The organism is Elongatibacter sediminis, from assembly GCF_037892215.1.
GTDB lineage: Bacteria > Pseudomonadota > Gammaproteobacteria > Xanthomonadales > SZUA-36 > Elongatibacter > Elongatibacter sediminis.
Genome location: NZ_JAZHOG010000001.1, coordinates 213,896 through 239,272, shown reverse-complemented (window position 1 = coordinate 239,272; position 25,377 = coordinate 213,896). Strand labels below are relative to the sequence as shown.

General features: G+C 62.6%; 19 protein-coding genes. 12 read left to right on the top strand and 7 right to left on the bottom strand.

What is annotated here, in order from left to right:
- Positions 1–26: 26 nt before the first annotated feature.
- From V3330_RS00955 to V3330_RS00945, 3 genes are all read right to left on the bottom strand, one after another.
- Positions 27–998 (bottom strand): homocysteine S-methyltransferase family protein, encoded by a 972-nt coding sequence (locus V3330_RS00955; RefSeq protein WP_354693499.1) that lies wholly within the window; start codon positions 996–998, stop codon positions 27–29.
- Between the two features lie 101 nt (positions 999–1,099).
- Entirely contained in the window at positions 1,100–1,360 is a 261-nt protein-coding gene (locus V3330_RS00950) for a hypothetical protein (protein ID WP_354693498.1), read from the bottom strand.
- A gap of 281 nt (positions 1,361–1,641) precedes the next feature.
- On the bottom strand, positions 1,642–2,976 hold the full coding sequence (locus V3330_RS00945; protein WP_354693497.1) for an NRAMP family divalent metal transporter: 1,335 nt from the start codon (positions 2,974–2,976) through the stop codon (positions 1,642–1,644).
- Positions 2,977–3,216: 240 nt separating this feature from the next.
- Between V3330_RS00945 and V3330_RS00940 the strand changes: the two genes are divergently transcribed.
- Genes V3330_RS00940 through V3330_RS00920 form a run of 5 tightly spaced genes read left to right on the top strand, consistent with a single transcriptional unit; the run spans position 3,217 to position 7,108 of the window.
- Positions 3,217–3,702: a VOC family protein gene (locus tag V3330_RS00940; RefSeq protein WP_354693496.1), complete on the top strand. Its 486-nt coding sequence runs from the start codon at positions 3,217–3,219 to the stop codon at positions 3,700–3,702.
- Between the two features lie 27 nt (positions 3,703–3,729).
- Positions 3,730–4,134, top strand: a complete 405-nt coding sequence (locus V3330_RS00935; protein WP_354693495.1) for a RidA family protein — start codon at positions 3,730–3,732, stop codon at positions 4,132–4,134.
- Between the two features lie 11 nt (positions 4,135–4,145).
- Complete coding sequence (locus V3330_RS00930) at positions 4,146–5,342, top strand: NAD(P)/FAD-dependent oxidoreductase (protein WP_354693494.1); 1,197 nt, start codon at positions 4,146–4,148, stop codon at positions 5,340–5,342.
- Positions 5,343–5,346: 4 nt separating this feature from the next.
- Positions 5,347–5,682, top strand: a complete 336-nt coding sequence (locus V3330_RS00925) for a (2Fe-2S)-binding protein (RefSeq protein ID WP_354693493.1) — start codon at positions 5,347–5,349, stop codon at positions 5,680–5,682.
- Positions 5,672–7,108 carry an FAD-dependent oxidoreductase gene (locus tag V3330_RS00920; protein ID WP_354693492.1) on the top strand — a complete coding sequence of 479 codons (1,437 nt, stop codon included), beginning with the start codon at positions 5,672–5,674 and terminating at the stop codon, positions 7,106–7,108. The genes V3330_RS00925 and V3330_RS00920 overlap by 11 nt, the downstream gene beginning before the upstream one ends.
- Before the next feature lie 17 nt (positions 7,109–7,125).
- Here V3330_RS00920 and V3330_RS00915 read toward each other — a convergent pair whose 3' ends face one another.
- Both V3330_RS00915 and V3330_RS00910 read right to left on the bottom strand, forming a co-directional pair.
- Positions 7,126–8,052, bottom strand: coding sequence for a LysR family transcriptional regulator (locus V3330_RS00915; protein ID WP_354693491.1), 927 nt, complete (start codon positions 8,050–8,052; stop codon positions 7,126–7,128).
- A gap of 15 nt (positions 8,053–8,067) precedes the next feature.
- Complete coding sequence (locus V3330_RS00910; RefSeq protein WP_354693490.1) at positions 8,068–9,519, bottom strand: amidohydrolase family protein; 1,452 nt, start codon at positions 9,517–9,519, stop codon at positions 8,068–8,070.
- A 234-nt stretch (positions 9,520–9,753) separates the two neighbouring features.
- Between V3330_RS00910 and V3330_RS00905 the strand changes: the two genes are divergently transcribed.
- Positions 9,754–11,214: an amidohydrolase family protein gene (locus V3330_RS00905; protein ID WP_354693489.1), complete on the top strand. Its 1,461-nt coding sequence runs from the start codon at positions 9,754–9,756 to the stop codon at positions 11,212–11,214.
- 6 nt (positions 11,215–11,220) lie between these two features.
- On the opposite strand, the gene V3330_RS00900 is transcribed toward V3330_RS00905, so the two are convergent.
- Positions 11,221–12,132 carry a LysR family transcriptional regulator gene (locus tag V3330_RS00900; RefSeq protein WP_354693488.1) on the bottom strand — a complete coding sequence of 304 codons (912 nt, stop codon included), beginning with the start codon at positions 12,130–12,132 and terminating at the stop codon, positions 11,221–11,223.
- Positions 12,133–12,294: 162 nt separating this feature from the next.
- On the opposite strand from V3330_RS00900, the gene V3330_RS00895 reads away from it, so the two are divergent.
- From V3330_RS00895 to V3330_RS00870, 6 genes are all read left to right on the top strand, one after another.
- Positions 12,295–13,212: a dihydrodipicolinate synthase family protein gene (locus V3330_RS00895; RefSeq protein WP_354693487.1), complete on the top strand. Its 918-nt coding sequence runs from the start codon at positions 12,295–12,297 to the stop codon at positions 13,210–13,212.
- The gene (locus tag V3330_RS00890) at positions 13,209–15,050 is read left to right on the top strand and encodes a DUF885 domain-containing protein (protein ID WP_354693486.1); all 1,842 of its coding nucleotides are present in this window, start codon (positions 13,209–13,211) and stop codon (positions 15,048–15,050) included. The genes V3330_RS00895 and V3330_RS00890 overlap by 4 nt, the downstream gene beginning before the upstream one ends.
- A gap of 87 nt (positions 15,051–15,137) precedes the next feature.
- Complete coding sequence (locus V3330_RS00885) at positions 15,138–17,420, top strand: TonB-dependent receptor (RefSeq protein ID WP_354693485.1); 2,283 nt, start codon at positions 15,138–15,140, stop codon at positions 17,418–17,420.
- A gap of 49 nt (positions 17,421–17,469) precedes the next feature.
- On the top strand, positions 17,470–18,762 hold the full coding sequence (locus V3330_RS00880; RefSeq protein WP_354693484.1) for an amidohydrolase family protein: 1,293 nt from the start codon (positions 17,470–17,472) through the stop codon (positions 18,760–18,762).
- 533 nt (positions 18,763–19,295) lie between these two features.
- Positions 19,296–21,521 (top strand): TonB-dependent receptor, encoded by a 2,226-nt coding sequence (locus V3330_RS00875; RefSeq protein ID WP_354693483.1) that lies wholly within the window; start codon positions 19,296–19,298, stop codon positions 21,519–21,521.
- An 18-nt stretch (positions 21,522–21,539) separates the two neighbouring features.
- A complete protein-coding gene (locus V3330_RS00870) occupies positions 21,540–22,850 on the top strand; it encodes an amidohydrolase family protein (RefSeq protein ID WP_354693482.1) in 1,311 nt (436 codons plus the stop codon).
- Between the two features lie 94 nt (positions 22,851–22,944).
- Here the strand turns inward: V3330_RS00870 and V3330_RS00865 are convergent, their stop codons facing one another.
- Positions 22,945–25,191 carry a S9 family peptidase gene (locus V3330_RS00865; protein ID WP_354693481.1) on the bottom strand — a complete coding sequence of 749 codons (2,247 nt, stop codon included), beginning with the start codon at positions 25,189–25,191 and terminating at the stop codon, positions 22,945–22,947.
- Positions 25,192–25,377: the final 186 nt, after the last annotated feature.

The window sequence follows — 25,377 nt, the reverse complement described above, 5'->3', positions numbered from 1 at the left end:
GCGGGGTGTCGTGGGTGGCCTTGTGCTCAGGCGCTCATGGCTCGTGCCGGTGGCGCCTCGCCCAGGCAGGACTCCGCGATGGCCCGGACATGCCGGATGTCGGTGCCGCAGCATCCCCCGAACACCCTGAGATTCGGCAGAAACCGGCGCAGGCGGCGGTAATCGTCCCCCAGTTCCGCCGGATCGCCATCGTCGAGCACTTCCGAATTGTCCAGTTCTTCGTGGCTGCAGCGTGAGGCGTTGGTCCGCAGGCCGCCGATCCGCTCCAACCAGTCACCGCCATCGCGCAGTACGGATTCGAAATGCGTGGGATGCGCGCAATTGATCATGAACCACAGCGGGTAGTTGCCGGAAGCGTCGTCCACGGTGCGAACGGCCTTGTACAGCGAGTCGCCGGTGGGCAGGCGGCCGTCGGTTTCCACCGTGAACGAGATGACGGCGGGCAGGCCGGCATCGCGGGCCGCCCAGGTGATGCCCAGGGCCTCCTCGATGGTGTTCATCGTCATGGCGCTGATCAGGTCGGCGCCGGCTTCGGCCATGACCTGTGCCTGGCGGGCGTGAAAGTCCCGGTAAGCCTCCGCACTCAGGGTATCACCGGGTTCGTAGCCATCGCCGCGCGGGCCGATGCAGCCGCTGACCAGGGTCGGTCCGACGTCGGGGTGAAGGTCGCGAATGCGGCGAGTTACGCCAACGGCCGCGCGGTTGAGTTCATCGATTTCCCCGGGCCGGTAGCCGATTTCCCGGGCCCAGTCGGGGCTGGCCCGCCAGGTGGGCGTTTCCAGCACGAAGCCGGTTCCGTGGCGGCCTGCCAGTTCCAGGAAAGGCGCGTAGTAGGCTTGCAGCCGGGTTTCACCGTCCGTGCGTTTGAGCAGGTCGATGGCGGCGAAGCAGGGGAGGTCGAGCTCCTGCTGAAAAACCAGTACGGTCTCGAGGCCGCCATCGGTCAGCAGGGGCGCGTCACCGATTCGGTTCAGCAATTGCAGGTTTGCGGGGTGCATGGGTTTCTCCGGGTTTTCTCGTTACGTCATGGGTAGGGCGTAACACCCGGTGGAACATTGTTCCATCGGGCCTGGACCGGCACCCGGTCCGGTAGCGTGCGTCAGTCGTCGTCCGTTGCCGTCGAGGTCCGCAGGGTGGCGGATGGTTCCGATTCGTCTCCCGAGAGTTCACCCACGCCGATGTTGATGTCGGTGGTTCCGCCTTTCTCGCCCGACTCCTTCATGGCGGGGTCCGATTCCCGTGCGTCGGTCCATTCAGGGTTATGAACCGGGACGCGTCCGCGTTTGGCCCGTTCCCGGGTGAATTTGAGGTCGCTGGCGTTGCGCTGAACCGTTTCGGCGGATGACCTGGCTTCCTTCATCTCCTCTGCCTTGGGTGGGGCCTCGGCAATGGCCGATGTCGAGAGCGCGAGGCATACGCATCCGGCCGCCAGCCAGTTGGGGATAGCAGATGGGAACAGCATTCGGTGGGGTAAGGACGGTCGTGTTTTCATGATCGCCTCGCGGGATGGACCGGGTCCCTTCAGTATAGTCGAGCGGGGAAATCCGGTCGGCCCGGCACATGATCAGCGCCCGATGCCGAGAGCTTCGGCTCTTCGCACCCAGCCGAAGCTCCCCCGGGGGTGCGGCACGCCGGGGACGATCAACCGGTCATTCCGGCCAGCATCGTGAGGTAGTCCGGGAATTTGTCGATGGCCAGCGCCACCGAAATGACCAGCACCAGCACCAGCAGCGCGTTGCGCACCGGGCTGGCGGTGAATTCACCCATGACGGCGCGGCGGTTGACCAGGAAAATCATGGCGCCGATCACCAGCGGGATCACCAGCACGTTGACTCCCATCAGCAATACGACCTTGAGCAGCGCGGGGAAATCCCAGATCGGTGCCAGCAGGCCGGTGAGCAGGGTCACGCCGATCACCAGGCGGCGGTAGGGCTTGTTGTCGCTGGAGAAGGTCCACGGCTTCTTGAGGATGTCCAGCGACAGGTAGATCACCACCTGCACGCAGATGACCAGGGTGGTCATGGCGGCGATGAACAGGCCGAGGGTGAAAATGGTGGGGCCGACGAAGGCGATGGTCTGCGGGAAGGCCGCGGTCAGTACCTGCCCGGCCTCGTGCACGGTTTCGATGTCGGCGTGGTTGGCCAGTGGGTAGAGCGCGAAGCCGCCGGCGATGATGATGAACATCGCGTAGGCGCCGAAAATGATCCCGAGATTGAGGATGGACTTGCGCAGATCCTCTTTGAGCTTGACCGCGCCGGAACTGGCGTCGGAACTCAGGTAGGGAATGGTGAGCAACGCGCCGGGTGCGATGGCGCTGCCGACGATGGCGATGATGGAGCTCGTGCTCATGCGAACCGCGTCGCGGCCGGGTGCCGGCAGGTCGTCGGGGATGCTCGGAATGAAGCCCCTCATGATCTCGGCGATGTCACCGAAACTGCGCAGGGCGATCAGCAGGAAGCAGATGAACATCACCACCATCAGGCCGGTCATGGCCTTTTGCATGCGGTCGTAGCCCTGGGACAACACCAACCACAGCACGAACGCGGCCAGCGCCAGCGAACCGATGATTTCCAGGTTGCCGTAGGTCGCCGCGTAGTCCGCGGGCCCGCCCGGCACCGGAGGATGCATGCCGAACAGCGACAGGAAGGCCGAGGTCATCACCGAGAACTGGCCCATGCCAACCAGGATGTGGATGGGCACGTTGATCAGCACGAACAGCCAGGCGACCGAGGGGTGGATGTGGCGGCTGACGATGGACAGCATGCCGACTCCGCGATTGATGGTGCCGATGCGCGAGGCGGAATCGACCGCGATCACGAACAGCGGCAGCATGAACAGCACGACCCAGAGAAGATCGTAGCGAAACCACGCGCCGGCAAGGATCAGCGATGCGACGGCGCCCGCGCCCATGGAACCAGCGGCGATGACGGCAGCGGGGCCAACCAGGCCGCGAAAGAGTTTTACAATCCAGTTCATGGCAGTTGTTGTCCTTTGTTCCGCTCGGCGGCCGGGCCGCGAAGGCAATGCTGGAATTCTAACCGCCCGTTCCGGGAACGGGGCAGCGGTTGCGCTGAAAGCAACAAATTCGGTCAGGCGATGGTATGCAAGCCGCTTCGGGTGCAGTTAACCTTGTGCCGTGGGCGGACCCATTCGCGGACCCGTGCGAAAACACGGTCCGGCCCGGCCCAATTCGTCATCAGATTCAGGAAGCAATCCATGGAATCCATTTCATTCAAGCGTATCGATCATGTTTCACTCACGGTTCCCAGTATCGACGAAGCCGTGGACTTTTACACCCGTCTGTTCGGCGCCGAGGTCGAATACCGCATGGGGCCGTTCGACGCGGCCGAGATTCCGCCGATGGAGGACGGGCGCGACTGGACCGATGCGCATATCTTCGTGCCCGGAGCCCGTCTGAAAATCGCGATGCTGAAATGGCCCGACGGATTCGGCATGGAGCTGTTCGAATACGAGAAGCCTGAAGATGCCGCCACCACGCCGCCGCGCAACTGCGACGCGGGCAGCCGCCACCTGTGCATTGAAGTCAAAGACATCGACGGCGCGATCGCCCTTCTGGAACGCAACGGCTGCAAGGCGGCCGCGGGTTCCATCGACATGGAGGACGGGCCGTGCCCGGCGTCCCGGTCCTGGTACGTGCTGGATCCGTTCGGTAACCAGCTTGAGCTGGTTCAATATCTGTAATTCGCCTGACTGCTGGAGGAAACACCCATGACCCGAGAAGCCATCAATCCCGAATCCATGTACGGCAGCGTGCAGTACGGATTTTCCCACGCGGTCCGATCCGACCGGAGCACCCTCATTCATTGCGCCGGCCAGGTCGCCTGGGACAAGGAATACAACATTGTCGGCGGTGACGACATCGGTGCCCAGGCCCGCCAGGCCTTGTCCAATCTGAAGGAAGTGCTGGCGTCGGCCGGAGCGAGTCCCGCCGACGTCGTGCGCATGCGCACCTATATCGTCAATCACCGTCCGGAGTACCTGGAACCGGTCGGCGCCGCCCTGGCCGAGTTTTATGGTGACGTCGTGCCGGCCGCCAATACCCTGATCGGCGTGCCGACGCTGGCGCTGCCGGGCTTTCTGATCGAAATCGAAGTCACGGCGCAGGTCGGCTGAGCCCGTTCGTCGTGGCGGATTACGACGTCACGGTCATCGGCGGCGGCCTGATCGGTTGCGCCAGCGCGTGCTACCTGGCGCGCGGCGGAGCGCGGGTCGCCCTGCTTGAACGCGGACAGATCAACCAGGGTGCTTCGGGGCAGAACGCGGGTTCGTTGCATTTTCAGCTCGAATACCGCCTGATCCGTGATATCGACCGTTACCGGCGCGAACTGGAGTTCTACGTCGGCATGTCGCGCCACGCGATCATGATGTGGGAGGGCCTGGACGAGGACCTCGGCATCGATACCCAGACCGGTATGCACGGCGGGCTGATGGTGGCGGAAACGCCGGAACAGGTCGAAGTGCTGAAACGCAAGCTGGAGATCGAACAGAGCCAGGGGCTGGAAATCGAGCTGCTGGACGGCGATGGCGCGCGGCGGATCGCGCCGTACCTGGCGCCGGGCATCCTGGCGGCGCTGCACTGCCCGAAGGAAGGGCACAGCAATCCGCGCCTGCTGGCGCCGGCTTTCGCCCGCCGGGCAGTCGATGCCGGTGCCCGGGTGGAAACCCATGCCGCGGTGACCGGAGTGAGCCGGTCGGGCAGTGGCTGGCGCGTGAGCTATGAGAACGCCGCGGCTTCGGAGGGGGTCAGCTCGATCACCACTGGTGCGGTACTCAATGCGGCCGGCATCTGGGCTGTGCGGGTGGCCGCCATGGCCAATCTTCACCTGCCCCTGTTTCCGGTGGCGCTGACCATGAACGCCACCGAGAAAGTGGACCCGCTGGTGCCGCACCTGGTGCAGCACGTGGGCCGCCGCCTGTCCCTGAAGCAGACCGACGATGGCAATCTGCTGATTGGCGGCGGCTGGCCGTCGCGGATGCAGCAGTCCGCCGGACAGTGGACGGGCTCCGCGCCGCCGGAACTGCGTATGGACTCGGTGGTCGGAAACCTGCGTGCGGGCGCCGACGTAGTGCCCCAGGTAGCCGGCCTGCGCTTGCTGCGGGTGTGGACCGGCACCACCGCGATCACACCGGACGAACTCCCGGTTCTGGGCGAAGTGCCCCAGGCTCCCGGCTTTTTCGTGGCGGCGGGCGGGTCCGGTTTCACCAACGGCCCGACTTACGCCCGGCTGATGAGTGAACTGATTCTCAACGGCAGCTCGTCGCATCCGCTGGATCCATTCAGTCCGGCGCGGTTCGGCGGCCTCAACGCATTCATGGGATGAAGCAATGACCCGTCGCATCGAAAACGACGACACCCGGCGCGGGGCCGCGCTGACCCTGAACGTGGACGGCCAGGCGGTTGCCGCGCATGCCGGGGAAACCGTGGCGACCGTGTTGCTGGCCCAGGGGATTACCGCGTTCAACCGCACGGGATCGGGCCAGCCGCGCGGACCCTGGTGCAACATGGGAACCTGTTACGAATGCCAGGTTCGGGTGCGCGAGCCCGGTTCAGGGCCGGAGCGCTGGCGCCGGGCCTGCCTGTGCCGGGTCAGCGAAGGCATGTCGGTGCGTACCGGCGTGCGTCTGCAATCCGCGGGCGGTGGAGATGCCGATGAAAACTGATCTCGCCATCATCGGTGCGGGCCCGGCCGGCATGAGCGCCGCGCGGGTCGCGTCCGATCACGGTCTGACGGTGACGGTCCTCGACGAACAGGCGGCTCCGGGCGGACAGATTTACCGACAACCCCCCGCGGAATTCACCGTCGGGAACGCCCTGGAGGGGCGGGCCTATCGGGCCGGCCGCGAGATGGTGCGCGCGGCTACCGGCGATGACCGGGTCGACTGGCGGTTCAATACTTCGGTCTGTGGAATTCTGCGGCAGCACGGCGCCGAAGACGACAGTCGATTCCGCATCCTGCTGGACCGGGCCGGAGCATGTTCCGAATTGGTGGCACGGCAGGTGCTGGTCGCGCCGGGCTGCTACGACATGCCGGTCGTGTTCCGCGGCTGGAATCTGCCGGGCGTAATGGCCGCGGGCGGCATCCAGGCCTTCATCAAGGGGCAGCAGTTCGTGGCCGGGGAACGCATCGTGTTCTCCGGCTCCCACCCTCTGCAGTTGATCGTCGCCGATCAGCTGGTGCAGGCCGGCGGACAGGTCGGCGGCGTGTATTTCGCGCAGCGTCCCGTTCGCGCCCTGGCCCCTCTCCGGCGGCCGGCCGCAACGCTCCCGCACCTGGGCAAGCTGTTCCAGGCGGCGGCGGCTTTGGGCCGTCTGAAAGCCGCCGGTGTGCCGGTGAAATTCGGCCACACCGTGTTGGAAGCCACGGGAACGGATCGGCTGGAGCAGGTGCGAATCGCACCCATTGGCGGTGACGGCGAGGTCCGGCGCGACCGGACGCAGGCCATCGACTGCGACCGCCTCGGGATCTGTTTCGGTTTTCTTGTCAATTCCGAACTGGTGCGGCAGGTCGGCGCGGACTGCGGTTGGTCGGATCGCCGTGGCGGCTGGATCGCACGGCACGACGAGTGGATGCAAACCACGGTGCCGGGCATGTTCGTGGCCGGAGAAATCACCGGCATGGCGGGCGGCGAAGTGGCGGCCGAGGAGGGCGGGCTGGCCGCGCTGGGCTGCGCGCTGGAAGCCGGGCGCATCGACCGGGGCCGGGCTGCTGAGCAGGCGCGTGCTTATCGGCAACGCCTGCGGCGGGCCAACCGTTTCGCCAGGATGCTGTGTGACCTGGCCTGGCCGGGATCGGCCCTGTTCGAGCAGTTGCAGGTTGACGACGCCAATCTGTGCAAGTGCGAGGAAGTCACGGCCGGTGCGTTTCGGCGCATGCTCGACGAGCATCCGCACGTGACCACGGCCAGCGCCGCCAAGCTGTTGTCACGGGCGGGAATGGGTTACTGCCAGGGCCGCTATTGTCATTTCGCCCTGACCCGGACACTGGCGGGATTACGCGGCATTCCGGCCGAGCAGGTCGGGCGATTCACCGCCCGTTTCCCGGCCCGTCCCGTTCCGGTCGCCCACGTGGTTGACCGTCAGGACTGAGCAGGGCGGGGACGCCCTCAGTCGGGGGAATCCAGCGGCACCGCACCGAAGTTCTTCCTGAGAAACGACTCGATGCGCACCATCAGGCGGTACACGCCGACCGGTAACTGACGTCCGACGCGAGTGACCAGTGTGATCTGGGTGTCGTTCAGTACCGCATTGCCGGTGGGTACGGCAACCAGCCGGCCCTGTGAACGCTCGGGTTCCGTCAGCAATGGGGGCAGCACCGTGACTCCGCGGCCGGACTTGACGAAGTCTTTCAGCAGGGTCATCGAGTTGGTGATCAGTGCGGGCTCGAGAAACTCTCCCGATTCCTGCTCCGCCCGCTGCACAATCTGCCGGATTCGGAACGAACTCTCGGGCAACGCGACCCGGTAGCGGCCCAGTTCGGTCAGGCCGGGCCGTTCCGTGCTGGCCAGTGGGTGTCCGGCCTGCACCACGAAATGCAATGGTTGAGGCAGCGAAGTCCGCGCGCGCACCCGGGGGTCCCGCGGAATGTCGAACATCAGCCCGAAATGAGCCTCGTCATTACGTACCATGGCGACAACGCTGTTGCTGCCGCCCATGCGCACGTGCACCTTCAGGCCGTCGTACTGCTTCATGTAGCGTCGCAAAAGGTCGCTGAACTCGTCGGTCACGAAGGCTTCCCCCAGACCGAGAATGATGTTTCCGGTGCGGACACTGCGCAGGTCCGAAATTCGCGACATGAAGGCTTCTTCGTGGGCCGCCCTTTCTCGATAGAACTCGAACACGGTACGGCCGGCCTCGGTGAGACTGACGCCCTGGCGGCCCCGCTCGAACAGGGTGATGCCCAGTTCCTTTTCCAGTTCGGAAATCTGGCGGCTGACCGATGAAGCGGCCACATCCAGATGCTCACTGGCCGCTCGCATCGTGCCGAGACGGGCCGACTCGTACAGGTATCTCAGGCGGGTTTCGCTAAGCAAGAGAGCCTGGGCTCCTCATGGCTGAAATGCGAACTCGTCGCGTGGGTGCGGCTGTCCCTGCTGGATGATCCATTCAATTCGCCGGATGTTTTCGATGTCGTCCAGCGGATTGGCGGTCAGGATCAGCAGGTCGGCCAGTTTGCCGGTTTCGACGGTTCCGACTTCATTGTCGATGCCGATCACCTCGGCGCCGTTGCGGGTGGCGGCGACCAGGGCTTCCATCGGGGTCAGACCGCATTCGACCAGGATTTTCAGCTCCCAGGGCGTGTTGTAACCCTGGTAGTTGTAGCCGACGGTGCCGCCACCGTCGGTGCCAACCGCGAGTTTTACACCCGCTTCGTGCAGACGGGTGATGTTTTCCCGAAACACCGGCAGGCGGCTTTCCGCCCAAGTGTAGGCGTCCATGTTGGAAGCCTGGCTGAACAGGCGTTTTTCTTCCGCCATGTAGTCCGGATCGCGCATGCGCTGCAACAGGAACCCGGGCAGTGTTTTCTCAAGCACCGGATCCTGCAGTTCCAGGCCTGCGGCCGGGTCCGGGTGCAAAAAAGATTCAAACAGGCTGGCAGTCGGCACCACGGTGATCCCGCCCTCGATCAGCTCCTCGATCAGGGTATCTCCCTCCGGTATCGGATCCTCGAGACCGTGGATGATCGCCCGCGACCCGATGTCGACCGCCCGGTGGTACTCGTGCAGGTTGATGGCGTGGGAATACAGCGGCATACCGTTCTCGCTCGCGACTTCCGCGATGGCCTGCAGCATGTCGTCCGGCATTTCCACGTGGGTGCCCTGGGAACCGAGGCCGTCTTCGATGATGAGCTTGAAACCGTCCACGTCCGCGTCCACCAGTTCCAGGGCCATGCGGCGCGCGGCGGCGGCATCTTCGAGTGCGCCACCATGGCGGCTGCCCCAGCCGTCGACCGGCTTGAAGGATTCGCCCAGCGCGTAAATCGTCGGCGCGACCAGTTCGCCGTTGCGCTGTGCTTCGCGCCGGGGGAGGATCCATTCATTGGCCGCCGACACGTTAAGAACCGTGGTTACACCGTTGTAAAGAAAGGCTTTTGGCGTGTGGTCGACGACCACGGTTTTCTCTTCGGGACTCAACTGGAAAACGATTGGAAACTGCAGGTGCACGTGCGTATCGATCAGGCCGGGTACGACGAATTTGCCGGTGCCGTCCAGGATCCGTGCTCCCTCCGAGGCTTGCAGGGATTCGCCGATGGCTTCGATGCGGTCGCCGCGGATCAACAGATCGACACCCGGTTGCGGGGCGGCGCCGGTCCCGTCGATGACGGTGGTGTTACGAATCAGAACCGTCTCGGTTCTCGGGTCGGCCTTGCCCGGATGCGCCTGGGCCGGACCTGACTGGCTCGTTTCGGTGGTCGCGCCGGCCGCCGGGAACGCGGTCAGCCAGAACGCCACCGCCAGTGCGGCATGTGTCAGGCGGCGGGTAACTGGATTTCGGATCATGGGGATTGGCTCCTGGGTGATTCCGAGGCGGCCGGGAGGTCACGATGGTGCAAGCCGGCGCGGTCTGGGGCGAGTACTCGGTGCTCTTTCATTGTCGGCGGCGTATTTTCCGGCGTCAATGACAAATGGAATTCGGAATTGTTGCGTCGCCCGCAACGCATTCGGGGCAAGGTGGAAACCCGGTTCTGGCTCGTCGCGTTAGGATGAAGTGATCGGTTCTCGGTTGAGGTACGCATGATGATGCACGTCTGGATTCGCAGGTGCCTGCAGTTGGCGGTGGTGTTGTCGTGGGCGCTGTCCGGCGTTGGCTGGTGTGGCGGCAACGAGGATGCGAATGCGCCCGTGCCGGACGAATCCCGGGCCTGGCTGATCATGGGCGCCACCCTGATCGATGGCACCGGCCGCCCTGCGGTCGAAGACAGCGTGATTTACATCGTCAATGGACGCATCCGGTATGCCGGGCCGCGGGCGATGATGGGGCCGTTGCCGGAGGCCAAAGTCGTTGATGCGGCGGGCAAATTCGTGGTTCCCGGCATCGTCGATGCTCATGCGCATATCGACTCGCTCGGCGGTGTCCCCCTGCAACCCGATCAACAGGAAATCGTTCGCGATTACACCCCGTTGGCGTTCCTGTACCACGGTGTGACGACCGTGCTGAACATGTCGGCCCACGATCTCGATCGGGTGCTCGAGATGCGGGAACAGGCCCGGCGGGAACCGGCATCGCTGCTGCCTCGGATTTACACCGGCGCGGTCGGATTCACGGCCGCAAACGGCTGGGGAAGCCGCCACGGCGGCGGTTTGACCGTGGATTCGGATGTCGACGACAGCCTGACGCGATACCGCTCGCTGGACGTCGATCTGGTCAAGATCATCGACGAGGACGGCCTGGGAAAGGCCGGCGTATTTCCGCGTATTCCGGCTCAACACGCAGTGGAAATCGTTTCAGCCAGCAAGGCTGCCGGTCTTCCCGTGTTCATTCACGCCACTGACGAGCGCGAATATCTGAGTTCCATTGCCCTGGGACCGCGGGTCATCGCGCACGGTCTGGTCACACCGCAGGAACCCGGCAGCCCAATCGTCCGGGGCCTGCGGGAAAAAGGCATATTCGTTGTCCCGACAATCGTCCTGTTCGAGTCGTTCTACCGGGTCGTGGACAATCCCGAGTTACTGAACGACCCCCAACTCCGAGCCAGTGTTCCTGATTTCGTCCTGGATGCATTGCGTGACCCGGCGAATATCGCGCGCGTTTTCGCCCGCATGGATGAGGTGCTGGAGATCGACGCGCTGGACTGGGGCCGGGCCGCTGTGCCGGACCTGGAGGCCAACGTGAAGCGGTTCGTGGACGCAGGCATTCCGATCGCCGTCGGCACGGACGGGGGAGGGGCGGTGGTGCATTCCTTCCAGGGCTATAACGTGCCCCGGGAAATGGAGCTTCTGGCGCAATGCTGCCTGGACCCGCTGCAGACGATCGTGGCGGCCAGTGGCAATGCAGCGCGCATCATGGGAGCCGAAGAGGAATTCGGCACCCTGACCGAAGGCCGTTCGGCCGACCTGTTGGTGCTCAACGCCAATCCCCTGGCCGACATGCGGGCCATCCGCGATTTCGACTACCTCATGCTGCGCGGACATCTGATTCGCCGTCAGTATCTCAGCTATGCGGCCTTCGTCGCGCGGCGCGGCGCGGGGCACTGACGGGATTCAGGGCGCCGGCAGAAACGGCATGGTGGCCTCGATTTTCTGCAGCAGCCGTACCGCTCCGACCGGTAGCTGACGTCCCAGGCGGGTGATGACGCTGGCGCTGGTTTGCATCAGTTCCGGGTTGTCGATGGGGACGGCCGCCAACACACCGGCGGCGATTTCGGTGTGCGCGGCGATGGTCGGCAGGATCGTGATGCCCAGCCCCGAACGGGCGAATTCCTTCAGCGCCAGCAGCGAGTTGCTGACCAGGACCGGGTTCAGGAATACGTGTTCTTCGGATCCCGCGGAATGGATCATCTGGCTGATCCTGAAGGACTGCTCCGGCAGACCCAGTCGTTCGGACTTCAATTCGGAAAGTGTGACGGATTCGCGTTTGCTGATGGGGTGGCCGGCCTTGACGATGACTTTCATCGGCTGATCCGACGAAGCCCGGACCCGGATCTTGGCATCCGGTTCGGGCTGAAAAACCATGCCCATGTGGGCCTCGTCCTCCAGCACCATGCTGACCACGTCGGCGGTACCGGCCGTGGACATGACGATGCGGATTTCGGGGTATTGGGACATGAAACGCTGCAGAACGTCGAGCAGCAGATCGCCGATCAGTCCTTCGCCGACGGCGAGACAGACAGTGCCGCCTTTCAGCCCCTTGAGATCGCGGACCTGGGAAATGAACGCTTCCTGCTGAGTGGTGAATTCACGGTAGTAGGTGAGCGCGATCTCACCGGCCTCGGTGAGTTTGAGGGGGCTGCGATTGCGTTCGATCAGCGGTACGCCCAGTTCTTCCTCGAGTTGCGCGATCTGGCGACTGATGGAGGAGGGTGCGACGTTCAGGTTTTCGCTCGCGGCCCGCATGGTGCCGCCGCGTACCGCTTCGGCGAGATAACGCAGGCGATTGTCGTGAAATCTTGTCATGAACTCGGGAAATGCGGCCCTTGTTTTCGGTGGGTGAGAATACCTGTTGCGGTTTTTGCAACAGATTCGAATATATCTTGTTATTGATAGATCATTCAAGCACTCGTAGCCTACCGCATGAGGCACCTGCCAAATAGAAGACAATCGGGGAAAAGACTGACAGTGAACCGGGATTCCGTTGACTGGCGCGGTTATATGCCGGCCATAACCACACCTTTTGACGAGCACGGCGAACTCGACCTGGGGGCTTTGCGCTCCCTGCTCGAATGGCTGGCCGGCGAGGGCATGCATGGGCTTGTCGTCGCCGGTACCACCGGTGAATGGTTCAGCATGACCGCGGACGAGAAGGCCACTCTGTTCGGCGCGGTCGGTGAGGTGCTTCGGGGCGATCTGCCGCTGATCGCCGGATGCAATGCGTTTACCGCCCAGGAAGTGGTGCGCAACGCCATGACGGCCGAACGCAGCGGATTCGACGGCATACTGGTGACGCCACCGCCCTATGTGCGGCCGTGCGAACGTGAGGTGATTGCGTTTTACGAGGACGTCGACCGGGAAACGCCGTTGCCGATCTGCATCTACAACTGGCCGCCGGGAACCAACATCGACCTCAGCCGTGAGACGCTGGAGCACCTGTCGGATCTGGAGCACGTGGTGGCGATCAAGAATTCCACAGGCAGTCCGGCGCATTTCATCGACGTGATGCGTGCGCTGCGGGACAAAGTACGAATTTTCGGCATTCCGATGACCGAAGAAGGCATGCAGCTGGTGCTGCAGGATGCCGCGGACGGAACCATGGGCGCCGGTGCCGTGCTGGGCCGCACCCAGCCCGAGTTTTATAACGCGCTGTGGGCCGGGGATACCGAACGCGGGTTGGCGGCCGCACGCCAGGACACGCGCATCATGCGTGAATGGTTCCGGCCCGACTACACGGCGCGCTACGGGTCGGCACAAGCCATTTTCAAAACCGCGCTCAACCTGCAGGGATTGCCCGGCGGGTATCCGCGCCGCCCCATTCTGCCGCTTCAGGAGTCCGAAGTGGCGATGGTGCGCACCACGCTGGAGGAACTGGGACGCCTATGAACGAAGCCCGCAGATTCTCATCAACCACTGCCTGGCACGACATGGACGGAGCCTGCGCGAAAAGCCGCTGGCCCCGGGTCGCGACCGGACTGGCCCTGGCCATTTGGCTCACCGCCTGTGGAGACCGGGAGTCGACTCCCGCCTCCGCTGACAGTGCTGCCGGGCCTGGCTCCGAGGTGGCGTCCACCCTGCAGACTCAAGTGAATGCGTCGGAACGGCTCGACGAACTGGTGCAGCGGTACGCCGATGCCGACCGGGCGGCTCGGGACCGCAGCACACTGACCGACGTCTCGGCCGCCGCTTTCACGGCGAAGATCGCGGCCAAACGGGAACTGCTGGAAGACCTGCAAGCAGTGGATTCGGCTGCTCTGAGTGCCGAGGAACACATCGACCAGCGCGCCCTCATCGGCCAGCTGGAATCCGAAATTCACATGGCCGAGGCCCGCCGCATCTGGGAAAACGACCCCACCCTGTACGTGCCGGCCCGCCAGATCGGGCGACTGATCGAAGTGCAGTCGGCGGAGGCCGCGGCCGGACAGGCGCAGTCCCTGCAGGAGCTGCTGGCGCAGATTCCGGACCGGCTGCAGACGGCACGGGACAACCTGCGGCACCCCCCTCAGCGGTTTACCGAGGCCGCGCTGTTCCAGACCCGTGGTTCGCTGGACAGCCTGCGCAACGAAGTGGGCCCACTCGCTGATGCCGCCGCCGATTCCGAGGCTTTCTCCACGGCGCTCGCCGAGGCGGTTGCCGCGCTGGAAGCCTACGAGCAATACCTGGAAGGCGACCTGTTGCCGCAATCCACCGGCTCCTGGGCCATCGGCAAGGCCAACTACGATTACATTCTGCAGCACCGCTGGCTGATGGACGCCGACGCGGATGAAATCCTGGCGCGTGGCCGCCAGGCCTTCGCCGATACCGAAGCGCTGGCGCAGGAAGTCAGCGAACGCATTAAACCCGGCGTTCACTGGAGCGAGGTCTACGAAACGCTGAAGGACGAACATCCGCCCGCGGACGGTATCAAGGAGGCTTACCAGGCCGCCATCGACCGGGCCCAGGCCTTTGTGATTGAAAACCACATCGTGACCCTGCCGGAAGGGGAACGGGTAATCACCGTCGACACGCCGCCGGCCATGCGCCGTTCATCGCCGTTTGGCACGTTCCAGATGGTCGACCCCTTCGGCGAGGATCTCGAGGGCCGACTGGTGCTGACTCCAATCGAAGACTGGATGACGCCCGAACAGCAGGCCGAGCGCCTGCGCTCCCATCACGATGCCTGGATTCCGATCATCGCCGTGCACGAGGCCTATCCGGGCCATCACGTGGACGGTCTTAAAACCCGCGAGAATCCCCGTCTCCTGCGCCGCATCATGCGGGAACCGATTTTCTCGGAGGGCTGGGGCCTGTTCACCGAGGAAATGATGTTCGAGCGTGGCTTCCTCGAAGGTGACGACGTGCGCCTGACCCAGTTGCGCAACCGCCTGTGGCGGGCGGCCCGGGTCATTCTCGATGTCAGTCTGCATACCGGGCAGATGAGTTTCGAGGAAGCGGTCGACTTTCTGGCCGACAAGGTGCGTTTCGAGCGCTACGCGGCCGAACTCGAAGTCGGCATGTACGTCGAACGCCCGACCTACGTGCTCGGCTACCTGATCGGCATGCAGGAAATCATGAAAATTCGCGAGGACTGGATTGCGGTGAACGGGGAACCCGATCCGCCCAGCGAGTTTTACGATCCGTTGCTGAACGTCGGTTCACTGCCGCCCGCGCTGGTACGTGAATCGATGCTCGGCACATCATCCGGAAAGGGTGCGTCCGCCACTGGAGCACAAGACGCGCCCTGAATACCGGTAAACTGGACCCCTGGGGACGATAAATGGGGACACGCAGACCACGATAGCCAATGTAATTTGGAAACTGAGGAAGGTGCCATGAAATCCAGTCTGAAAAGCCTGTCAACACACACACCAACATACCGGCCCGCCCGGAACCGTCTCACTCTGGCCTTGCTGCCCGCACTGGCGGCAATGGCCGCCGGACCCGGCACCGCCTGGGCCCAGGACCAGGAGCAGGGCGCCGACGGCTTGTCGATCGAAGAGGTCATCGTGACCGCCCAGCGGCGCGAGCAGAACCTGCAGGACGTACCGATCGCGATTTCCGCGTTCAGTGCCAACGATATCGAAAAGGCCATGTTCGCCGACGTATCGGATTACCTGGTGCAGACGCCCAATGCCAGCTTCATTTCAAACGGTGCGCGGTCGCGCCGCTCAATCAGTATTCGAGGCATCACGAGCTTCGCCGGTCCCGGCACAACCGGCTTTTACATCGACGATTTCAGTGTTTCCAACAGCACCATCAATCCACCGATCATGGACATCGAGAGGATCGAAGTGCTGCGCGGCCCGCAGGCGACCTATTTCGGACGCAATGCACTGGGCGGCGGTCTGAGCATCACCACGCAGAAGCCCAACACCGACAGCTTCTCGGGTTCGGCGATGATCGACTACTCGCGCTACGACACGCTCGACATGGAAGCGGTTCTGAATGTGCCGGTGGTCGAGGATACGTTCGCGATGCGCTTCAACGCCAAGTCCAGCAGTTCGGACGGCAACATCAGGAACATCAACCCGATCGGCGGTGGTAACGACCACGATTACGATTACATCCGGGCCGCGGTCCGCTGGACCCCGACCGACAATCTGACGATCGATGCCTCGTTCGGCTACGCCAATGAGAGCGTGGGCATGCGCGAAGGTGTGCCCTCCGGCGTTCTGTCGTTTTTCGGGGCCTTCCTCTACAACGGTACGGCGCCGATTCCGGGAGTTCCCGGCCCGGCAACCGGTGACCCGGACGGTGTTGGCTTCTGGCCGGACAACACCAACCGGACCAACTTCAATACCAACCAGGATGTCGGCACCGCGATGCGCAACGGCGTGCTTCGGGTCGATTACGAACACGGCGATCTGCTGTTCACCAGCATCACCGGTTACATCAACTCGGACTTCACCCTGGCCGGTGACATCGACGGCAGCAGTCGCGATTACTTCAACGAGTTCCGTAATAATCAGAACCAGAGCGCCAGCACAGAGTTCCGCGTGCAGAACACCGGCGACAGCGCCTGGCACTGGAATGCCGGTGTCATCTACGCCGAAGACGAAGGTGAAGGCTGGAACCGCACCCTGGTGGGAGCGGAACAACTCTTCGGCTTCCCGGAAGGTGGTATCATCGATCGCTCGGATACTACCAGCAAGAACAAGTATTGGGCGGTGTTCGGCCAGATGGACTACGATGTGAACGACCAGTGGACCGTTTCGGTGGGTGGTCGTTACAGCAAGGAGAAAGTGAAAGAGAACATCCAGGGTTTTTCCGGAACGCTGGTCACCAACCTGCAGTTCTCGGACACCTTTGATGATTTCTCGCCGCGCATCGCCGCCACCTTCCGGGCCACGGATAACATGACCTGGTATGGCACGATTTCGAAGGGTTACAAGTCGGGCGGCGTGCAGGAAGCCCCGATTCCCGAGTTCCAGACCTTCGACCCGGAAACCCTGTGGAACTACGAGATCGGCCTGAAAACCGATCTGTTCGATTCGCGCGTGCGCCTGAATGCAGCCGTGTTCTACATGGACTGGGAAGACCTGCAGGTGGCCTTCCAGGAAAATTACCGCGACGAGAACGGCGACTTCCAGTTGTTCGGTGGTGTGAACAACGCGGAAAAGGCCACGTCCAAGGGTGCCGAACTGTCGGCCACCGCTCTGGTCAGCGAGAACCTGGTGGTGAACTTCAATGTCGGCTACCTCGACGCAACGTTTGACGATTTCGTCGCCGTGGTCGATTCACAGAACTACGTGCTGGACGGTGAGACGATTCCGAATTCGCCGGAATGGACCATGAGCGCCGATGCCGAGTACAGCTTCCGGTTGACCGATGCCGTGGATGGTTGGGTTCGCCTGGAGTGGGTCTATCGTGACGAGATCGAGCCGACCGTGCCGTCGGTGGTATACGCCGGATTCCCCTGGGACGTACCCAGCTACGATTTCTTCAACCTGAGAGTCGGCCTGGAACGGGATAATTTCCGGATTGTCGGTTACGTCGAGAATCTGTTCGACGAAGACTACTACACCAATGCGTACCAGAAAGCGTTCGCCGGCGGCCTGTTCATCGAGCCGTCCTACCAGAACTATGGTGTGCGCGTAACGTACAGCTTCGAGTAATAGTGACCCCCGGGGCCGTTCGCGGCCCCGGGCTTCATGGGGTAATCATATGAATCGAATTACGAAATTCGCCATCGCCTTCTCGCTTTGCCTGATCGGGGGTGCTGTATCCGCGGATGAACACGGATCTACCGTAGCCCTGGTGGGCGGCTCCGTCGTCGACATCGACAGCGGGGATTCCGTTACCAACGCCGTGGTGCTTGTCGAAGGTGAACGCATCGCCGCGATCGGTGAAGCGGGCGAGGTAGATGTGCCGGATGGTGCCGAGGTCATCGACGTCAGCGGCCACTGGTTGATTCCGGGCCTGATGAACATGCACGTTCACTACGGACTGAAACTGCCGGGCAAGATGTCCGCTGAACTGGCCAATGAAACCGAGGGTGAATTGACCCTGCGCATGGCCAAGAATGCTTACGACTCGCTGCTCGCCGGCATCACCACCACCCGGTCCCCCGGCGACTCGATGCACGGCGACCTCGCGCTGCGCAAGGCCATCGCGCGCGGGCAGGCGCACGGTCCGCGAATTTTCAGCGCCGGAGAATCCCTGGTGATCACCGGCGGCCACGGCTCGGAAGCCGGTGAGACCTACGTCGACGGTCCTTACGAATTGATGAAGGCGGCACGCCGTGAAATCAGCGCCGGAGCCGACTGGATCAAGATTCTGATTTCCGGCGGAATCGCCACCAACGGCGGGGACATCGCCCAACCGCTGATGACGCCCGAGGAAATCAATGCCGTGATCGACGCGGCGCACCGCTTCGGTGCCCAGGTGGCCGCCCACTCGGGTTCGCCCCAGGCGACTTCGATTGCGGTGGATGCCGGCATCGACAGCATCGAACACGGCTATTTTCTGGATCGTCCGACCCTGAAGAAAATGGCCAAGGCCGGTACCTGGCTGGTGCCCACCATCGTGGTCAGCCAGCCCGCGACGGCGCCGTTCTTCGAAAAGATCGGCTCGCCCCAGTGGTACCTGGACCGCCGGACATCGGTGGGCAAGGAACACTGGAAAATGCTGCAGACCGCCATCGAGGAAGGCGTCAACATCGGTCTGGGCACCGATCAGCTTCCACACGAGCCGAATGACGGCACCACGGCCACGGCGCGTGAGGCGCAGTACTACGTGGAAGCCGGCATGACGCCGTTGCAGGCGCTGCGTTCAGCGACCATCGAAACGGCCCGCATGCTGGGCGCCGAGGACGAGATCGGCTCGCTGGAACCCGGCAAGTATGCCGATATTCTCGCGGTACCGGTCGATCCGACCGACGACATTAAGGCACTTCGTACCATCCTGCTGGTGATGAAAGGGGGTCACGTTTACCGTAACGATCTGGCCACACGCTGAGTCAATGACCAACGGGATTCCCTCCCGTCGCCCAGCAACCGCCTGAGGTACGAAGTTTGACGGGCCGGCCATGCCGGCCCGTTTTTTTTATGCGTCCGTATGCCGTGAAAAAATCGTTGCTTCACAGGCAACGGCACGGTTGTTCCAGCCTTATTGTTCATTCCTTGCCTGCGCCTTAGAGTGAAGTCTGAAAATAGCCTGGCGCCCAATACGATTGTCTCGAGGCTGAACCATCGATTCCTGGAGATTCTTCGATAGCGGATAAAGGACGACCCGCGCACTCGTATCTGTTTCTGATTTGACTCCGACGAGCATTCATCGCCGCTGAATTTTCCGGCGTCATGTCGCGTTTTGAGTCCTCCGGTTAACGAATTTGCCGGCCGTTTCCGGCCGGGGCGCGCTGTGCCTGAATTTGTCCGAAAACCCGTGGAGTCAGCGGCTTTTCGGAGTTGTTCATGAAGTGTGAAGAGGAGAATTTGATGTCTTGCAGTACCAGTAAGAAATTCCGCCGGCAACTGTCAGCGGGGAAGGGAGTGAAGGCAGTCGGGCGGACGATGCTGGTGGCGATGATCACGGCGCCGTTCGCATCGTCTGTCGCCTTGGCGCAGGACGGGAAGACACTCGGGATCGAAGAGGTCGTGGTAACGGCTCAACGTCGCGAGCAGAATCTTCAGGACGTGCCCATTTCCATTTCGGCATTTACCGCCAACGATATCGAAAAAAGCATGTTTTCGGACGTCGCCGAGTATGTAACCCGCACCCCTAATGCGAGTTTCATCTCCAACGGTGCCCGTTCGCGCCGTCAGGTGAGTATCCGGGGCATCACCAATTTCCTGGGCTTCGTGGGTTCTTCCACTACCGGGTTTTACGTGGACGATTTCAGTGTGGCCGCGAGTACGATCAATCCGCCGATCATGGATATCGAACGGATCGAGATCCTGCGCGGGCCGCAAGCGACCTACTTCGGCCGCAATGCGCTGGGCGGCGGCATCAGCATCACTTCGAAGAAGCCGCATGACGCCTTCGAAGGCTCCGCGATGGTGGATTACTCCCGTTACGACACGCTGGATACCGAGGCGGTGCTGAACGTGCCGCTGATCGGGGACACACTGGCAGTGCGCTTCAACGCCAAGAGTATTTCCTCCGACGGCAACATCAAGAACATTAACCCGGTGGGCGGTGGCAACGACCAGGACTATGACTACATCAAGACCTCCGTGCGTTGGACGCCCACCGACAAGCTGACCATCGACGCGATGTTCCAGTACGCGACCGAAGAGGTTGGCATGCGTGAGGGCATTCCTTCCGGCGTGTTCTCGGACTTCGCCGGAAACGTGCTCTACCGGGATGTGTTTCCCGATCGTGATGGTGACGGGAGGGGTGACCCATTCGTCGATACGGTCGGCTTCTGGCCGGACAACACGAACCGCACGAATTTCGATCGCGCGCAGAGCGTCGGCACGAACCTGCGCAACGGGGTCGTGCGGGTGGACTACGAACACAATGACCTGTTGTTCACCAGCATCACCGGATTCATCAACTCGGACTTTTTTCTCTATGGTGACATCGATGGCAGCAGCCGCGATTTCTTCTACGAGAGACGCAACAACGAGCGTGAAAGCTTCAGCACCGAATTTCGTATTCAGAACACCGGCGACAGCCCGTTCCAGTGGAACATCGGTGCGCTTTATGCCGAAGACGACGGCACCGATTTCAATCGGACCCTGGTCGGTGCGGAAATGCCTTTCGGCCTTCCCGAAGGCACGCCTGTGGGGGTAACCGATGAGCTTTCCGGTACGGACAGTTGGGCGATTTTCGGCCAGGTCGACTATGACCTCAGCGAGCGCCTGACGATTTCCGGTGGTGGACGGTACAGCGAGGAAACCAAGACCTTCAGCATCAGCAGCGTGGTCGGTGTGGCCGAACAGTTTCTGACCGCCAAGGACACGTTCACCGATTTCTCGCCCCGCGTGGCCCTGACTTTCAGAGCTTCCGATGCCGTGACCTGGTACGGCACGATTTCCAAGGGCTACAAGTCCGGTGGCGTGCAGGTCGCCCCCAATCCGGAGGCGGAGACCTATGACCCCGAAGAGTTATGGAACTACGAGATCGGGCTGAAGACCGAACTGTTTGATCGCCGGCTGCGATTGAATGCGTCGGTGTTCTACATGGACTGGTCGGATCTGCAGGTGGCCTTCCGGGAAAATCTGATCAACGAGGACGGTGACTTCGTCCAGTTCGCCGGGGTCAACAATGCCGATTCCGCAAGCTCCAAAGGCGTTGAGCTGACGGCGTCGGCACTGTTGTCTGAACAGTTTCAGGTGAATTTCAATGTCGGTTACCTCGATGCGGAATTCGATCAATTCGTCGCGCTGATCGACGGTGACAACCGGGTGCTGGACGGCCAGGTGATTCCCAACTCACCGGAATGGACGATGAACGCGGATGCCCAGTACGACTTCCGATACTCCGATAACTGGTCCGGTTATGTCCGCCTGGAATGGAACTACCGTGATGGGATCAAGCCGACCACCACGTCGCTGATCTACTCCGGTTTTCCCTGGGACGTACCCAGCTACGACTTCTTCAATCTGCGTATCGGCGCGGAACGCGATCAGTTCCGCGTGGTGGCCTACGTGGAGAACCTGTTCGACGAGAAGTACTACACCAATGCTTACCAGAAAGCGTTCGCGGGCGGGCTGTTCATTGAGCCGTCGTATCAGAACTACGGCGTTCGTGTGACGTATTCATTCGAATGACCAGACAGGAGAATCAGTATGAGAAACCTCATGGTTAAAGCGGGGGCGCTGACGCGCCTGATGGTCTTCGTTTCGATTGTTGCGGCGACGGTAAGCCCCGCCCAGGCCGCGCCTGAGCGTGTGGCTCTGGTCGGCGGCACCGTGGTCAACCTCGACGGCGGACCGGCCCTGACCGATGCGGTCGTTCTGGTTCGGGGAGATCGCATCGAGGCCGTCGGTACACGCGACGAGATCGTCGTGCCCCCCGATGCGTATCCGATCGATGTGGACGGAAAGTGGTTGATCCCGGGCCTGATGAACATGCATGTTCATCTGGGCCTGATACTGCCGGGGAAAATGGCCACCGAACTCGCTGGTGAAACGGAAGGGGAACTCACCCTGAGAATGGCGGACAATGCCATTCGGACACTCGAGGCCGGTGTCACCACCATTCGATTGCCTGGTGACACGGCGCATGGCGACCTGGCGCTGAAGAAGGCTATCGCGCGCGGTATCGCGCACGGACCGCGGATCTTCAGCGGTGGTGAGGCTGTGGTTGTAACGGGTGGCCACGGTTCGGAATCCGGAGTGATTTTCAACGATGGGCCTTACGAGTTGATCAAGGCGACCCGTCGGGAGATCAGTGCCGGAGCCGATTGGGTGAAGATCTTCATCTCCGGTGGCATCGCGACTGATGGCGGGGACATTTCCCAGCCCCTGATGATGCCCGAGGAAATCCACGCCGTGGTGGATGCCGCACACCGGTTCGGTGCGCGAGTCGCGGCCCATTCAGGGTCGCCACAGGCCACCGAAGTCGCTGTGGACGCCGGCGTCGACAGCATCGAGCACGGCTACTTCCTCGATCGCAAGGTATTGCGCAAAATGGCGCGAGCCGGTACCTGGCTGGTACCGACCATCGTCGTCAGCCAGCCTGCCACCGAGCCCTTCTTCCGTGAACTCGGTTCTCCTCAGTGGTATCTCGACCGGCGCGACTCGGTGGGCAAGGATCACTGGCAGGCCCTGCAGACAGCGATCGCCGAAGACGTGAACATCGGCCTGGGTACGGATCAGATGGCCTTTGAGCCCAACGACGGCACCAGCGCGACGGTTCGTGAGGCGCAGTATTACGTGGAAGCGGGCATGACGCCGTTGGAGGCGCTGCGTTCAGCAACCACCGAACCGGCTCGCATGCTCGGTGCCGAGGCCGACCTCGGTTCGCTGGAAGAGGGCAAGTTCGCAGATATCGTGGTGGTGGATGGTGATCCGGCTGAGGATATCTCAGCGCTCCGTGACATCCTGCTGGTCATGAAAGGCGGACATGTTTATCGCAACGACCTTGGCGCCAGGTGACTGACCGGCGGCTTCACGCCGCCTGGGCACAAGAAGGGCCGGCACTACTGCCGGCCCTTTTTTTGCGCGTCTTACGCCTGGCGCGTGCCGGGGCTCAGAGCTTGTCGTGGAAGTAGTTCGCGATTTTCGTGTAGACGTGTTGCCGTGCGCCTTCGATGCCGTGATGTTCGTTGGGGTAGACCATCATGTCGAACTGTTTGCCGGCCTTGATCAGGGAGTCGGCGAACTGCAGGGTGAAGGCGAATTTGACGTTCTCGTCGCCGGTGCCGTGGATCAGCAACAGGTCGCCCTCCAGACGGTCGGCGAAGTTTTCCAGGTTCACGGCCGCGTAACCCTCCGGGTTGACGTCGAGCTGGTCCATCCAGCGTTCCACGCCCACGGCCTGGTAATTGATCAGGTCGATGACCGGCGCGACGCTGACACCCACCTGGAAATGCGGGGCACCCTTGGTCATCAGCGCGGCCGCGAGGTAGCCGCCTCCGCTCCAGCCCCAGAAGCCGATCCGCTCCGGGTCGACAAAAGGCAGTGAGCGCAGGTAGGTCGCGCCCTGAACCTGGTCGAGCACGGCCCATTTGCCGTATTCGCCGTAGGTCAGGTTGTAGGCCTGTTTGCCACGGCCGGCGGTGGTGCGGTTGTCCATACACCACACGAGGTAGCCCTGGGCGGCCATGTGACGGTGCCACAGATCACGCTGTGCGCCGCGAGCGCTGCCCCAGCGGTTGACCACCATCTGCGAGCCGGCGTTGCCGTAACCGTAAGACACCACCGGATAGCGTTTCGAAGGATCGAAGCCGGGCGGCTTGATCATATAGGCATTGAGGGTGATGCCGTCATCGGTTTCAAAGGTGAGGAATTCCGGATTCGGCACCGCGTATTTCGCCAGTCCCGGCAGATCGTTTTCGATCAGCGTACGCACGACATCGCCACCCGGGCGGCGCAATACCGTACGCGGTGGCGTGCTTGCATCCGACCAGGTTTCGATGACCAGGTTGTGGTCCGGGGAGAATGCCCAGGTGGTCCAGCCGTCGGATTCGGACAGCTTTTCGACATCCCCCCCCTCGAGTGAGACGCGGTAGACGTGCTGGTTGATGAATCCGTCTTTCTTGCCCGTGAAGTAGAGCCAGCCGTTGGCCTCGTCCACGGTCAGCAGCGAGGAAATTTCCCAGTCGCCGGAAGTGAGGCGGGTCTCGTTGCCGTCGTAGTCGTAACGGTAGGCGTGCCGGTAGCCACTTTTCTCCGAGGTCCAGACGAAGGCATCCTGCTCACTGAAAAACGTGAGATCGCGGGTGATTTCGATCCAGGCCGGATCGGTGTCGGTGACGATGACGCGGCTGGCGCCGGTGGTGGTGTCGGCCAGCAGCAGGTCGAGCCGGTCGTGATCGCGGCTCAGTCGCTGGATGGCGAGGGTGTCACTGCGGCGGGACCAGTCGATGCGGGGAATGTAGTCGTTGGGGTTATCACCCGTATCCATCCAGGTGGTTTCGCCGTTCGCGAGGTCGTAAACGCCAATCCGGTTCACCGCGTGCTTTTCCCCCGTGTTGGGGTACTTCATGGGCCGCACTTCGGGGTATTTGCCGAGTTGGTCGATCATGTTCCAGACCGGCACCTCGGTGGCGTCCAGGCGCCAGAAGGCGATTTTCGAACCGTCCGGTGACCAGTGCCAGGCGTTGCGGAAGCCGAATTCGGTGCTGCCGTAGTCGAAAATGCCGTTGAAGATATCGGCGTTGCCGTCCGTGGTCACGGCCCGCGTGTCGCCGCTCACCAGATCGGTGATGAACAGATTGTTGTCGCGGACGAAACCGACGTGCCTGCCGGCCGGTGAGAGCTGCACATTGCGCAACTGCGTGTTGCCGCCATCCAGCGCGCTGACCGTTCCCGTTGCGACGTCCACCACGTAGTGAGGGCCCTGGAAAACACTGTCCCAGGTTCGTTCGCGGGGTCCGTCGAGCAGCAGGAAGCGGCGGTCCGGCGACCAGGTATGACCCGACACCGCGATGGCGGCGCCCTCGAAGTCAAGGGCTGCGGCCGGCACGGCGGGTTCTTCACGGCCGGTTTCGAGATCGTGGCGAAAAATCAGCACCCGGGCGCTTTCCGCGCCATTGTCGGCGGCGCCGCCCGAGGCGCTGGTGCGCAGAAACGTGAAGCCGGAACCGTCCGGGTCCCATTGCACATCGCGCAGCCGCTCAGTGTGGAAGTCCGGGCCGGAAAATATGGGTTCCAGCGGCAGCGGAGGGCGGTCATCGGCCCGGCTGTCCGCGAAGGGCAGGGTGAGTGGCAGGATGAGGGCCAGGGTGAAGGCGCGTATCGTGGTGGCTGAGGTCAGCAGATTGCAGTGGCGCATGGGCATCTCCCGCAGTTCGACTAGGTAGGCTGGTGTTCCACCTTAAACAACGGATCGGCCGGGTCCATTGCCATCGTGTTGAAATCTTATTGCGTTTTGCGCAACTGTTTCGCTCGCGCAGGGCACGGTGCTGCGTGCGTGTCCCGATGAGGGGTACCATGGACGGCTTCAGCCACCCACACTCTG

Excerpts from the sequence above, each read along its gene's own strand:
- V3330_RS00890 (WP_354693486.1), top strand. The coding sequence starts at position 13,209 with ATGAACGAAGCCCGCAGATTCTCATCAACCACTGCCTGGCACGACATG.
- V3330_RS00910 (WP_354693490.1), bottom strand. The coding sequence starts at position 9,519 with ATGATCCGAAATCCAGTTACCCGCCGCCTGACACATGCCGCACTGGCG.
- V3330_RS00955 (WP_354693499.1), bottom strand. The coding sequence starts at position 998 with ATGCACCCCGCAAACCTGCAATTGCTGAACCGAATCGGTGACGCGCCC.
- V3330_RS00900 (WP_354693488.1), bottom strand. The coding sequence starts at position 12,132 with ATGACAAGATTTCACGACAATCGCCTGCGTTATCTCGCCGAAGCGGTA.
- V3330_RS00925 (WP_354693493.1), top strand. The coding sequence starts at position 5,347 with ATGACCCGTCGCATCGAAAACGACGACACCCGGCGCGGGGCCGCGCTG.
- V3330_RS00945 (WP_354693497.1), bottom strand. The coding sequence starts at position 2,976 with ATGAACTGGATTGTAAAACTCTTTCGCGGCCTGGTTGGCCCCGCTGCC.
- V3330_RS00885 (WP_354693485.1), top strand. The coding sequence starts at position 15,138 with ATGAAATCCAGTCTGAAAAGCCTGTCAACACACACACCAACATACCGG.
- V3330_RS00950 (WP_354693498.1), bottom strand. The coding sequence starts at position 1,360 with ATGAAGGAAGCCAGGTCATCCGCCGAAACGGTTCAGCGCAACGCCAGC.
- V3330_RS00905 (WP_354693489.1), top strand. The coding sequence starts at position 9,754 with ATGATGATGCACGTCTGGATTCGCAGGTGCCTGCAGTTGGCGGTGGTG.
- V3330_RS00880 (WP_354693484.1), top strand. The coding sequence starts at position 17,470 with ATGAATCGAATTACGAAATTCGCCATCGCCTTCTCGCTTTGCCTGATC.
- V3330_RS00940 (WP_354693496.1), top strand. The coding sequence starts at position 3,217 with ATGGAATCCATTTCATTCAAGCGTATCGATCATGTTTCACTCACGGTT.
- V3330_RS00920 (WP_354693492.1), top strand. The coding sequence starts at position 5,672 with ATGAAAACTGATCTCGCCATCATCGGTGCGGGCCCGGCCGGCATGAGC.
- V3330_RS00865 (WP_354693481.1), bottom strand. The coding sequence starts at position 25,191 with ATGCGCCACTGCAATCTGCTGACCTCAGCCACCACGATACGCGCCTTC.
- V3330_RS00935 (WP_354693495.1), top strand. The coding sequence starts at position 3,730 with ATGACCCGAGAAGCCATCAATCCCGAATCCATGTACGGCAGCGTGCAG.
- V3330_RS00870 (WP_354693482.1), top strand. The coding sequence starts at position 21,540 with ATGAGAAACCTCATGGTTAAAGCGGGGGCGCTGACGCGCCTGATGGTC.